Genomic DNA, 12821 nt, shown 5'->3' with positions numbered 1-12821 from the left:
ATGGATACTGAAATCTCAGAAGCAACAAAGGTAGATCGCGACAGCTCTGCGGCAACTGCCTCAGCCCCGTCGACACCGGTTGAAACGAAACCTGCCTTGGAGCTTGATCCTCAGCCTGTAATGCCTGCCAGTTGCCCCAACGCGTTCGACAAAGTGGAAACGGCTTGCTCGACAAGTTATGGCGAGGTGATCTACGCAACCAAGGAAAGAATGTTCTATCTGCTGCCTGAACGCGCTGCAAGCTCGATCAAAGAAGCGATGAATGAACTTGAGCAGCATATCAGCGCAAGCAAGTCTCCTGAGGAACGTTTAAAGGGGATGAACACCACGGGGTTGCTCGAGTACTTCCTCGAACCCAAGTTGTCAAACTTCCTGCAAGGTGAACAGAAAAGCCGAATGCTGGAAATCGAAGCTCAGGAGCCGGATATTGCGCAGCCAACCATGGCCATGCGCTTGAAAGCCGTGAGCCGTGACGCCCGAAATTCAGCGGCGCTGGAGAAGTTGCCGGATCAGAGTGAGTACGCACGGAACCGGGCACTGGCCGGTCAGCAACAGGCTAGCCTGCTTGAGGCCAACTCCGAGGGGCAAAAGCTGCAACGACTCTACAACGAGTGGAAGAAGCTGAAGGCTGTAGCAATAGAGCAAGCCAAGATAGCTGGCTATATCTATGAAAGTGGCAATCTGTTTTCGCCCGGTGCTCTTGAGGCTAGAACTCGTGTTCAGACCTATCTGAAAGCCCGTGCGGCACTCACAGCCAGCGGCAAGCTGACTACTCTCAAAGAAGAAGATTTCAAGAAGAACAAGAAGGCGTATCTGGACGCCACAAACTGTGTGATCGATGGCAAGGCCCGGATGTGCGGTTATTTGAACGATGTGGCCAACGAACGCAAAAAAATCGAAAAAGACTTTGCTGCCTATATCGATTCGATTTTGAAAGTCGCCGACTATGGCTTGGCACTTCCTGAGTTTGCCCTCATTCCTGACACAGGCGAAATCAGCGCAGGTATCGAGAAATTCAAATCATATCTCGAGATGGAACAGCGGCAGGTCAAACTGGCTGAACAAATCCGCACCAAATACAAAGCCTGGATTGACGCCAGCGGCCAAAACGTAGCGGCACCAGCGGGCATCGTGCAGGCTGAAAAAACCGAGTGGCAGCGCATTCAACAAGATCGCATGAAGCTTCGCGATGATGCAGAAGCCGCTGTAGCCGCAGCCCTACCACTGCGCCATCTGTTGTGGGAGCCAGAGCAATTTCAGCCGAAACCGGAAGAGCGCCTGGTCAAGGCTGGCTTTCCGTTGCGCGAAGTGGCGCTTTTCAATAGCCCCAACAGTCCGGTCAAGCATTTGAGTCTGCTTAATCTGGAAGGCATTGAAAAAGCCTTGAAAAAAGACGTAAGCGCGCTCGGTGCTACTGCAAGCAAAGACCTGCAGAAACTTCCCGGCAACAGCAATGGGAAAGCGCAAACTGACACAGACGATAACCCTTTCCATGAATGGCTACGCCTCCAAGGCGCGATGGCCATCAAGGATCAGGAAAGCAACTGGTTCGATGAAAAAGGCTGGTTCGATGTAGAACTCTTCCATTCCTATCTCAAGTCGAAAAAACTGACAGTGGATACTATTGAGGACGCAGGCGCCCGCAAAGACTGGGGGCTGCGCCTTCGGCAGCTGCTGTTCAAAGAAGAAGTTCGAAGTTCGTTGCGCCTGTTCGATAGCAGTCCTCAAGCACAATTGGTTCGTTGCCTCACGCCACCACAGTCCTCCATCCACACTGGAACCAAGGTCACTGGTCCGAGCTTCAGCGTCACCGATAACTTCAAGGCCTCTGCCAAAGCCGAAGCCAGCCTTGGGATTGACTTGGCACGCGGTGAAGTTGAGTTGATGAAGATGGATCTGCCGGGTAAAGATCAAGCAAAAGACATCCTGATCCCGTACCTGGATTACGAGAAAAACCGCAAAAACCTGAATCTCGGCAGGTTTTCGATCCATTTGGGCGCTAGAGCGTGGGGCTACACAGGCGCTACCCTCCTCCTCTCCTCCAGCGTGCAGTTGGGACGTGCAAACGTACAAGGCGGCCTCAATCTTCCGGAAATCACCGATGCAAAACGTCCGGAGACCACCAATGCCGTAGCAACTACAACTAGAAGCGAACCTGTTCTGGCGGGCGACGCCGCGAAAGTACGGGTTGAAGATGGGGCTAAAGCCCAATTCAATCTCTTTGCAGGAGTTCAGGCTGGGATTCTGCTGACAGGCGCCTTGAACTGGGCTCCGCCGAAAGATATCGCTGTGTTGCGCACCGCCCCTTCGCCCGGCATGGCGAACACCGTCAACAACGCGAAAGCTAGCCAATGGGCGAGCCTGGCCAGACTCACAGCAGGCTTTACTGCCGCGTATGGGCTGGGTACTACGGCAGATATTGGGATCTCCTTGCATGAAGGCCGCTTCATCATGCGGTTCAAGGCTTCCGTCATCGTCGGCGCTGGCGTCGGCGGCGAATTTCAATTTGAAGTAGGCTATGACGGTGTTACTGACTTGATTAACTTGCTGCGACGGGAAATGCATAAAAATCAGGATAAATCGCTAATTTTTGTGACGGACGAAGCCGCCGACTACATCGACAAACTAAACTTTCTTGGCGCTGCCGGGATGGAAGTGGCGATGACTTACATGCAAGGCGTTGATATGGTGATGTCGTTATATGAGGCGTTAACCGGGGGCGGCAGAGGAGCAATTATCGCTCATACGATTATGAATTATCATAATCAAGCTGAGTTAGACCAATGGATCTTGGCAGCGACTCCGGGTGCGCTTGGCCCAATGTTGATGACATTGATTTCCGCGCCGGAGAAATTCAAGATTTCTGAATATGGAGCGCCTAGTGCAAGCTCTAAAGCCACAGAAAAGTCTTATACAAAGGACCAGTGTCAACTGCTTCAGCAGCAGGCTGTTGAGCGCATACTAGGATTGATTGTCCGCCAAGCGGAAAAGCAAGGAACAATAACCCTTGCCCAAGCACAATTTGAAGAAGCATGCATGAGCATGAATCGGTTCGGAACCAAAGCCGCAGACGAAGCAGAACAGCTATATTGCGAGAATCGACTGCATATGGACAATTTCATGTCAGAAGCAATTCTGCGACTGCACGACGATGCGAACGACGAAATGCGTGCCCGGTATAAAGCGCACGTGAACCTTTTAGGCGCGAACCTAGATGGCTTTTGTCACAGAACCCGATACTACGGACAAACTTTTGTTCCTGGCGGAAAAGCAAAATATGTCCCTCCAGCTAAATACATCAAGGGATAAAAAAATGTTGCGCACACTTATATATATAGCAACCGCAATTGCAACCCTCTTATCAAACAATGTACTTGCCGAGCTTACACCAACTCAGCAGGCCGCAAAAACTCGTGGGATAATGCTTTTCAATCAATACAAGCCAGCAGAACTGGAACTTCGCATAGCAGCCGAAGCGGGCGATGCGGAAGCACAATTCTATTTAGCTGACGAGCTTCGTCAAAAAAAACAAGGAATGACTGTCGAAGCGCAAAAATGGTACGAGGCATCAGCATCACAGGGTGATTATTATGCGATGTTTAAACTCGCCACCGTATCGGAAGACCTGTGCTCGGTTGTCAACCAATGTCCTGCTAGTAGTAAAAAACCAAGTGACTGGCTAGATTTATTGATAAAAACTGCTACGCCTCGCGCTTTGGGTGGCGACGGCGAAGCGATGGCTGTGCTTTACAACGCGACTGCAGAGTTGGATTGGTTGCAGAAATCAGCAGCGGCTGGATATGCGCCGTCACAGTGGTTGCTCGCTAATCGTTACGCCGAGGGGGAAGGCACATTTTTGCTACCTTGGAAAAGAAAGAGTGCCGAGGAAGAGTTGCTAAAGGCTGCTTCGGAAGGAGGTTACCCTCCTGCAATGATCGAATATATTTCGATTCTTTCCCAGCGAAATGATCTGGCAGGTGTTCGGCATTGGTGGGAAGAAGCGGCGAAAACCGGTTATCAAAATGCCGTTGCAACCTATGGTGCATATCTTTCCCACACGCCCGACAAAGTTGGCTACCCCGTTGATTTGATCAAGGGCTACGCACTGGTCTCTTTGCTTAAAGAATTGGATGGCGGTGGAAACGTTCAAGTCTATGTGGAAGGTAAGCTTCCTAAAATTGCTGCAAAAATGACATCGAACCAGATTGAGGAAGCGGAAAAATATGCAATTGAGTGGAAGGCCACCCACCCGCCCCTTTCTTTCTTTCCAAGGAAATTGGGTTTTTAATTAGCAATGAAGCAGAATGCAAGAAATAACCGGTACGAGGCTAATTCTCCCAAATCAGAACAATCGACAGCCTTGTCGTTCGCGCTCCGCCGTATCGTTTTCAAAAGTTTCACAAAGACCGACATATCAGCTAAACAACTGCAATCGAGAAACAACTTAGCACTTACACTACCAAAAGTATTCACCACTACGCTTATTTTATTAACGTTAGCGTCGCCCCAGTCATTGGCGCTTACGAACGAACAATCTCAGGCAAAAATCAAGGGCATTGAACTATACACTCAACACAAAGCCATCTCCGCAATTGAACCATTACAAATAGCAGCCGAAGGCGGTGACGATGAAGCACTTTATTATCTCGGTGAAGCGCTAAGAAAAAACAACCGTCACATGACTCCGGAGGCTAAAAAAGCATACGAAAGCTCCGCAAAAAAGGGGAACATCTACGCCATGATTCGCCTTGGAAGGATTGGAGAAGATTTGTGTACGACCATGAAAAACTGTCCTCCAGGTGAAGATTCTGCCAGCAGCTGGGTGATTAAAGCTAAAAGCCTTGCCGTTGAACGAGCAAAGCAGGGAGATAGCGAATCGATGTACTTGTTATATGAAATGACGGGCAACGATGAATGGTTGGAGAAATCCGCAGAGAACGGATTCGCATTTGCTCAGTTCCGTCTGGCGACGAAGTACCAAGAAGGGAATGGCTCATTTTTACTACCCTCAAGGCGCAAACAAGCTATCGAACGATGGATGAAGGCGTCCGCTGAAAATGGTTATCCACTCGCAATGATGGGGTTAGCCGCAATCAAGATAGAAAAAAATGATCTAGCCTCGTTCAGATTCTGGAACGAGAAAGCCGCCGACTCAAGCTATGTAGAAGGTGTATTTGGATATGCATCCTACATAGGTGAAGAAAACTCCAAGTACGGTTTCGCATTCGACCCAATTAAGTCCTTTGCTCTACTTTCAAATCTGCTGGAGCTTAATGGCGGAGGTAACGTAACACGAGATGTCAATGACACATTACCTGACATAGAAAAAAACCTGTCAAAAGAGCAATTAAAAAAAGCAAAAGAACTCGCAAAAACGTGGAAGGCCACTCACCCACCGCTCTCGTTTTTTCCAGATAAGTTAGGGTACTGAAATTTAGCAGTACAGCCTTATCATTAATTTTTTTTGAGCACGTCAAAGCCCGTACCCTAATGATTCATATCGCAAACGACAAATGCCCGAGACAAGGGAAAAGCAACCGTAAATAACTCAGCTCATGTTCACATCGGTTAACTCAGCCTTAACGCCACAGTCAGAGACTCCATATCACCGCACACCCTCAGCTCTCCCCCGCTGACGCCCAGTGCGGCAGGCTCGCCCGGCTTCGTGCCGGGCGCCTATTCGTTAGGCTGGAGTCCTCTCATGAACATTCGTCCCTTCCTGCTCACTGCCACCCTCGCCTGCAGCTCATACGCCGCACTGGCCCAAGCCAACGACACCTCCGCCACATCGAATCAAACCCCCTACCAATACGGCATGCCACTACACGTGGCGAAGGTGCTTTCGCTAACCGAGCCGCCGACCCTGGAATGCAAAGTCATCACCGCCGACATGAAATACATCGACAACACCGGCAAGCCCGCACAAATCAGTTACAGGAAATTATCTGACGCTTGCAGTCAACAGAACTGACAGACGCTTCTGATTTTCCGGTTGGCCATAGGCTTGGGGTGGTTTCGGCGGTTATGCTCGGGGCCTTCCCTACTGCCGCAAGGATTGGCCATGCAGTTGTCGTTCCGCACGTTGTCGAGCTTCACTTCAATCCTGTGTTTTCTGCTGGCGCTGGTCTGGGGATTTTTTCCAGAGGTGTTGCTGGCGATCTGGAGTATTGGCTATTCGGAAGGCACTGGCGTAGTCGCAAGGCGCAGCGCGGTGCTGTTTGCGGCGTTGGCGGTGATGTTTTGTTTGCTGCGCAATGCTCCGCCGTCAGTGGCACGCAGTGCACTGAGCAATGGTTTTATCGTCGGCTGTTTCGGTTTGGCGGCGTTGGGTTTTGGCGAATGGCTCAATGGCCATGCCGGCCCCGGGATCTTGCTCGCGGTGCTGGTCGAGTTCGCGCTGGGCCTTGGTTTTGTGCAGGCCCGGCGCGTGACGGTCGAACTGGGTAAGACGGTGGGTTAAACGGCTCGAGAACGAGCGCTGGTTTGATGTGTTGTGGTCTGTTGCGCGAGGTCGGAACGCAGGCCAGCGACCAGGTTGTTGATTTCACGGCAGCTGTTCAGGCGGCTGGCGTCGATTCCACTGACGTAGAGATCGGCTTGGTCGGTTCGATGGTCGCCAAATACTTTGACGGACATCGACAAGTCGGGTGACAGCGTGCACTGGCAGCGTTTCGGCAAGAAGCTGCTTTCAATGATGTTGCGTAATTCCAAGGCAGATAAAAACATGGCGAACCCTCTCCTTTCTGTGCGATTGCCAATCAAGTATTCACGCTGACCCTCTGCTGCGCCTTCACGGGTGTGCCCCCGCTGTTTCCCTGGTGCGGCAAGTGGTGGTACTGCGAAATGCCCATTGGAGTGTAGGCGCCCAAATCCTGTGCGCCTCACCCAAAGAACGCATAAAACGTGCCTTTGATCGGTTCGTTTTGCTCCCTTAAAAATCAAGCACTTGGAAATGTGGCCAGTATCCTGCTATTTGCAAATTGCATGAATCGACCACCCGTCCCCTGCAATCTGCAATCTCCGGGCAAATTTGCTTTCGAAGACTATGACGGCAAGAATGTCTCCCATTGCAATTCAACCCGCACGGAGGCCTCCATGAATTCCTTAAGCGTTTGCGCGATCACCGGCCTGTTGATCGCCAACCTTTCCACCCTCGCCCACGCCGCCAAGCTCGAAGACGTCGCGCCGTATCCCAAGGCCGAAGCCGGGTTCACCCGACAAGTCATCCATCTGCCCAAGCAAGAGCAGGAAGAGAATTTCCAGGTTGAAATTCTCGCCGGCAAAACCCTCGAAGTGGATTGCAATCACCAGCGTCTGGGCGGTGTGCTCGATGAAAAGAATCTGCAAGGCTGGGGCTATCCGTTCTATCGCCTGGAAAAGGTCATCGGCCCGATGAGCACGATGATGGCCTGCCCGCCTGGCAGCAAGAAAAAGCGCGCGTTCGTTCCGGTCGTCGGTGATGGCTTCATGTTGCGCTACAACAGCAAGCTGCCAGTCGTGGTGTACGCGCCTTCGGACGTCGAAGTGCGCTATCGCATCTGGTCGGCGTCGGACAAAGTCGGCACCGCCCTGCAGGAATAACCGGAGCCCAGCCCTTGATTACTTGCCACGTCAGATATGTGATCGATCCTTACCAGTTACCCGCTTTCGAAGCCTATGCCAAAGCGTGGCTCGACATCGTTGAGCGCTTGGGCGGCACCCACCACGGCTACTTCCTCCCCTCCGAGGGCGCGAGCAACATTGCTTATTGCCTGTTCAGTTTCCCATCGCTGGCCGATTACGAAAGCTATCGACATATTGCAATGACCGACCCGGAAAGCACCGCACTGGTTGCCGATCTGGTCGAGAAGAAATTCATCGTCAGTTACGAGCGCACGTTTCTGCGCCCGCTGCTGCCCTGATCGACATCACGCCGGCACGCCGCAAGCAGCGGCGCGTTCGGCGACATGGCGCAGGCTGTCGAAGTTGATGTTGGCCCCGGAGTCGATGGCGACGAATGTCTGATCGCGAACCCCACTGCGCGCCACGTACTGCTTGATCCCCGCAACAGCCAGCGCACCCGAAGGTTCAGTGATCGAACGGGTATCGTCGTAGATATTCTTGATCGCGGCGCAGAGTTCGTCATTGCTGACCGTGATCACTTCATCTACGCATAAGCGGCAAACCTCAAAGCCGTACGCGCCGATCTGCGCAACCGCTACGCCATCGGCAAAGGTGCCGACGCTCGATAGAACCACCCGCTCGTCCGCACCTAAAGCCGCTTGCAGGCACGCCGAATGTTCGGATTCGACGCCGATGATCCGCACTTCCGGGCGCAGGTATTTGACGTAGGCCGCGATACCTGCGATCAAACCTCCGCCGCCGACCGGGATGAAGATCGCGTTCAGCGTGCCTTGATGCTGGCGCAGGATTTCCATAGCCACGGTGCCTTGTCCGGCGATTACGTCAGGATCATCGAAGGGTGAAACGAACGTGCATCCGCTCTGCTCGGCCAAATGCAACGCGTGGGCCAGAGCAAAGGGAAAACTCTCTCCATGCAGCAGGGCTTCGGCACCGCGACTGCGCACGCCTAGCACTTTGAGCTCAGGGGTGGTAGACGGCATGACGATCGTCGCGCAGATGCCCAACTCCCGTGCCGCCAGCGCTACACCCTGCGCGTGATTACCCGCCGACGCAGTGATCACTCCCCGCGCTCGCTGCTCATCGCTCAGTTGCACGAGTTTGTTGTAAGCACCACGGATCTTGAAAGAGAACGTCGGTTGCAGATCTTCGCGCTTGAGCAGGACCCGATTGCCCAATGCTTGCGACAATGCCGGCGCAGGCTGCAACGGGGTACGCACCGCAATGTCGTACACCGGCGCGGCCAGGATTTTCTTTACGTAGTGCTCGAGCAGAGCTTGCTGGTCGGGGCTGTGCGGCATGGTCGTCTCCTGACATTTATCAGAACCCCGGAGACAGAAAGTAAAAACCCGCCTCTAGGGCGGGTTGGGTGCTGCAGTCGTGAGCTAGCCCGCCAAATGAGGAATGGCGGTAATAATGCTTGGCTGGCAGCGCGATACGGTGAAAGTCATGGGCTGGAAATTAGCCTGCCGTTGGATGACAAGTCAATGGCCCGCTGTAGAACTTTGAATCTTCCGCAGAACTGAACAGTCACTGCAAAGGAGAACAACAACTTCTGCTCCAAGCCGATGAAAGTGGAGATCGACCATGAATATCCGCCAAATGCTGTTCGCCGTCCCGCTGCTGGTCGCCGTCCTGTCCAGCCCTGCTGCTTTCGCCGTCAATGAAAGCGACGCCGTGAAAAAGCCCGAATGTCCGAAAGGCCAGGTGTGGGACAGTAAAACCCAGCAATGTGTGTTGCAGACCAGCGGCACAACGCAGCCCTGAAATTCGTCATACGGTTCAGGCCATGGCCGGCAACCACAGCCTGAATCGCGCCCCACCCAGCGGCGAACTCTCAACGGTAAGTGTGCCGCCCTGTGCTTCCAGCGCTCGGCGGCTTATTGCCAAACCGAGGCCGAACCCACCCGTCGCGCGATCACGGCTGCGGTCGAGCCGGTAGAACGGTTCAAAGATCCGCTCGCGCTCGTCGTCGGGAATGCCGATGCCATCGTCGTCAACCCAGATCTCACACCCGCCAGCAATGACCTGCACGCCAATCTGAATGCGCTTTTCGCAATAGCGCATGGCATTGCGCAAAAGGTTCTGGATGGCCCGGGCGGTCAGGCGCGGATCCAGCGCGAAGCGTTCGAGCTGACCGTGCAGCAGAACGTCAATCACGATGTCTGGCGACTCCAGTTCCTCATCGACGCTGCCGAGAATGCTGTCGATGAATTCGTCCAGCGACACCTCGATGCGCTCAGGCGACTGCGCCGGATTCTGCAAACGGCTGTAGGAAAGCAACTCCAGCACCAGTTCATCCAGTTCACGAATATGCGCAACCAGGCTCTGCAAACGCTCGCGACTGGCGGCTGGCAAGTCTTCGGACAACGCCAGCGCCAGGCCGAAATCCAGACGCGTCAACGGCGTACGCAGCTCATGGGAAACGGCGTTAAGCAGATCACGTTGCTGGTTGAGAAGGTTTTCGATATCGCCGGCCATGGTGTCGAACACGTTGGCGAGGCTGCCGATGTTCGAACTAGGGGCAATTCTGGTTCGCTCGCTCAAGTGGCCTTTGCCGAAGCGTTCGGCGGTGCCTTTCAGGCGCTCGAGATCGCGCCAGTGCGGGCGCAGCCAAAGCAATAGACAACCGAGCAACATGGCGCCGATCAGCACGTTGATGCTCCAGTACAACAGATCGACGTCGACAGGATCCGGCGGTACGACCATACGCACGGCCATGTCCGCATTCAGCGGAGTCACCGCCAGCGTTCGCCAGCCCCAATCGCCGATGCGCACCACGTTCTCACCACGGTGCAAACGTTCCTGCTCGATGGGCGTGAACACCGGGTCGTCGATTGGCGTCAGGACGATGTGCAGCGGCTGGAATTCCTTGTCCATCGCCGCCGCAATCGCCGGCCATTGCTCTTGCGGCGCAGCATGAAACTGCTTGGTGATCAGCGATTGCAGACCTCGGGAGAACTCCAGGTTGTAGGTGACGAAGCGGTCCCGAAAGGCCATGACCACCAGATCCGGCACCAAATAGATCGCCGCACTATAGGAGACGATCGTCACCAGATACAGGCGAAACAGAATGCGAAACATCAGCTCAGCATTCCCACTCGGAGCGGCTGAACAGATAGCCCTTGCCCCACACGGTCTTGATCTTGCGCGCCTCGCCGGCGTGATCATCGAACTTGCGCCGCAGCTTGGAAATCGCCACGTCCACCGAGCGGTCAGTGCCATTGAACTCGATGCCGCGCAGCCGCTGCAGAATCTGATCGCGACTCAGCACTTCGCCAGCGTGCCGGGCCAGCACCACTAAAAGATTGTATTCGCCGCTGGACAGCTCAACCGCTTGATCACGCCAGGTCACGGTGCGCTCGGACAGATCGATGCACAGATTGCCCATGACGATCCGATCGTTGACCGCCAGCGGTTCGCCGAGGCTGCTGCGCCGCAACAACGTGCGCACCCGCGCCAGCAGCACTCGTGGCTCGCAGGGTTTGGTGACGTAGTCGTCAGCGCCCATTTCCAGGCCCAACACCTGATCATGGCTGTCATCGCGAGCCGTGAGCATGAGGATCGGCAGTGTCGCCGAATCGGCACGCAGCAAACGGCATACCTGCAAGCCGTCGAGGCCCGGCAGCATGAGGTCGAGGATCACCAGATCCGGCGGACTGATCCGCGCGCGCTCGCGCACATGGTCGCCACGGCCGATGACGCTGACGGAATAACCGTTGCGTTCCAGGTAGCTGGAAATCAGTTCGGCGAGGGCGGTGTCGTCTTCGACCAGGAGGATGTTGGGCATGGGGTGTTCCAGAGAATGCTGTGGCGACAGTCAGGGCTCATTCGCTCGCACATTGAAATGCGATCTCCTGTGGGAGCGAGCCTGCTCGCGAAAGCGATCGAACTGTCGCAATAAATTTCAAGGCCTGCAGGATATACGCCCTCACCCGCTACTGAGCAAAACCCTTACACAATTTCACACAGCAGCTACAAAGCTTCACCGCTAACCTCCCCGTCTGGCCGTAGGATGCGGCCTTCAATATTGGGGGTTGTACATGTCTGGAAAACTGCTGGCCGGGCTCGGCCTGATCGCATTGGCGCTGACGCTGAGCGCTTGTGATTCATCCTCGAACGCCGAAGAGCAGACGCCGCCGGCCACGGTGCGCATCGAGATCATCAAAACCCAGCCATTGTCGATCAGCAGCGAACTGAGCGGCCGCATCGCCGCGCCACGGATTGCCGAAGTGCGCGCACGAGTGGCCGGCGTGGTGTTGCAGCGCACCTACCGCGAAGGCAGTGACGTGAAAAAAGGCGATGTGCTGTTTCGCATCGACCCGGCGCCGTTCAAGGCCGATCTGGACAGTGCCGAAGCCGCGCTGCGCAAAGCTGAGGCCAACGCCTTTCAGGCCAGATTGCAAGAACAACGCTATGCGCAGTTGATCGAGGACCAGGCCATCAGCGGTCAGGACTACGACAACGCCCGCGCCGCTGCCCGGCAGACGGCAGCTGATGTCGCGGCCAGCAAAGCGGCGCTTGAACGGGCGAAACTGAACCTCGGCTATGCCACCGTCACCGCGCCGATTTCCGGCCGTATCGGTCGCGCCTTGGTCACCGAGGGTGCGTTGGTCGGGCAGAACGAAACCACGCCGCTGGCGTTGATTCAGCAACTCAACCCGATCCATGCCGACCTCACCCAGTCGACCCGCGAGCTCAATGAACTGCGCCGGGCATTGCGCTCCGGGCAGTTGCAGGAAGTCGGTCAGGATCAAGCGAAGGCCACGCTGATTCAGGATGACGGTAGCGTGTATCCGTTGCCCGGCAAGCTGCTGTTCAGCGACATCACTGTCGATCCCGGCACCGGGCAGATCATTGTGCGCAGCGAGTTTCCCAATCCGGATCTCGACTTGCTGCCGGGCAGCTTCATCCGCGTACGCCTTGAGCAGGCAACCATCCAGAACGGCATCACCGTACCGCAACGCGCGGTGCAGCGTGACAGTGCCGGCATTGCCCAGGTGCTGACTGTCGATGAACAGATGCGCGTGGCGCAGCAACCGGTGCAACTGGGTGCGGTGCAGAACAATCGCTGGATTGTCACCGGCGGCCTGAAGCCCGGCGACCGTGTTGTCATCGAAGGCCTGCAACACGCCCGTCCCGGGGAAAAGGTGCAGATCGACGAAACCCCACTTCCACTTGCCCAGACCACTGGTCAGTAA

12 protein-coding genes and 1 pseudogene are annotated in these 12821 nt (G+C 54.9%); 9 read left to right on the top strand and 4 right to left on the bottom strand.

What is annotated here, in order from left to right; genetic code table 11:
* The 5 genes from ASG55_RS20280 to ASG55_RS20260 all read left to right on the top strand — a co-directional run bounded on the left by ASG55_RS20280 (position 1) and on the right by ASG55_RS20260 (position 6460).
* Positions 1-3309, top strand: coding sequence for a hypothetical protein (locus tag ASG55_RS20280; RefSeq protein WP_236708185.1), 3309 nt, complete (start codon positions 1-3; stop codon positions 3307-3309).
* Between the two features lie 4 nt (positions 3310-3313).
* The gene (locus ASG55_RS20275; protein WP_056789724.1) at positions 3314-4288 is read left to right on the top strand and encodes a tetratricopeptide repeat protein; all 975 of its coding nucleotides are present in this window, start codon (positions 3314-3316) and stop codon (positions 4286-4288) included.
* A gap of 6 nt (positions 4289-4294) precedes the next feature.
* On the top strand, positions 4295-5431 hold the full coding sequence (locus ASG55_RS20270; protein ID WP_236708184.1) for a tetratricopeptide repeat protein: 1137 nt from the start codon (positions 4295-4297) through the stop codon (positions 5429-5431).
* Positions 5432-5701: 270 nt separating this feature from the next.
* Entirely contained in the window at positions 5702-5971 is a 270-nt protein-coding gene (locus tag ASG55_RS20265) for a DUF2790 domain-containing protein (protein WP_056789721.1), read from the top strand.
* Positions 5972-6061: 90 nt separating this feature from the next.
* A complete protein-coding gene (locus tag ASG55_RS20260; protein WP_056789719.1) occupies positions 6062-6460 on the top strand; it encodes a hypothetical protein in 399 nt (132 codons plus the stop codon).
* Here ASG55_RS20260 and ASG55_RS20255 read toward each other — a convergent pair.
* On the bottom strand, positions 6457-6726 hold the full coding sequence (locus tag ASG55_RS20255) for a DUF1652 domain-containing protein (RefSeq protein WP_016774885.1): 270 nt from the start codon (positions 6724-6726) through the stop codon (positions 6457-6459). The genes ASG55_RS20260 and ASG55_RS20255 overlap by 4 nt on opposite strands.
* A gap of 369 nt (positions 6727-7095) precedes the next feature.
* On the opposite strand from ASG55_RS20255, the gene eco reads away from it, so the two are divergent.
* Together eco and ASG55_RS20245 are read left to right on the top strand one after the other, a co-directional pair.
* Entirely contained in the window at positions 7096-7581 is a 486-nt protein-coding gene (gene eco / locus ASG55_RS20250; protein ID WP_056789716.1) for a serine protease inhibitor ecotin, read from the top strand.
* Between the two features lie 14 nt (positions 7582-7595).
* Entirely contained in the window at positions 7596-7901 is a 306-nt protein-coding gene (locus tag ASG55_RS20245; RefSeq protein ID WP_056789713.1) for an NIPSNAP family protein, read from the top strand.
* Positions 7902-7931: 30 nt separating this feature from the next.
* Here the strand turns inward: ASG55_RS20245 and ilvA are convergent.
* Positions 7932-8921 (bottom strand): annotated as a pseudogene (gene ilvA, locus ASG55_RS20240) (threonine ammonia-lyase, biosynthetic); the annotation flags it as partial.
* 286 nt (positions 8922-9207) lie between these two features.
* On the opposite strand from ilvA, the gene ASG55_RS20235 reads away from it, so the two are divergent.
* Entirely contained in the window at positions 9208-9387 is a 180-nt protein-coding gene (locus ASG55_RS20235) for a hypothetical protein (RefSeq protein WP_056789710.1), read from the top strand.
* Between the two features lie 15 nt (positions 9388-9402).
* On the opposite strand, the gene ASG55_RS20230 is transcribed toward ASG55_RS20235, so the two are convergent.
* On the bottom strand, positions 9403-10704 hold the full coding sequence (locus ASG55_RS20230) for an ATP-binding protein (RefSeq protein WP_041480214.1): 1302 nt from the start codon (positions 10702-10704) through the stop codon (positions 9403-9405).
* Positions 10705-10708: 4 nt separating this feature from the next.
* The gene (locus tag ASG55_RS20225; protein WP_016774890.1) at positions 10709-11410 is read right to left on the bottom strand and encodes a response regulator transcription factor; all 702 of its coding nucleotides are present in this window, start codon (positions 11408-11410) and stop codon (positions 10709-10711) included.
* A gap of 253 nt (positions 11411-11663) precedes the next feature.
* On the opposite strand from ASG55_RS20225, the gene ASG55_RS20220 reads away from it, so the two are divergent.
* Positions 11664-12821: an efflux RND transporter periplasmic adaptor subunit gene (locus tag ASG55_RS20220; protein ID WP_056789707.1), complete on the top strand. Its 1158-nt coding sequence runs from the start codon at positions 11664-11666 to the stop codon at positions 12819-12821.

Source organism: Pseudomonas sp. Leaf434, from assembly GCF_001425545.1.
GTDB classification, from domain to species: Bacteria; Pseudomonadota; Gammaproteobacteria; order Pseudomonadales; family Pseudomonadaceae; genus Aquipseudomonas; species Aquipseudomonas siliginis.
Note: the sequence above shows the minus strand (reverse complement) of the source record. Positions and strands in the feature narration are given on the sequence as shown.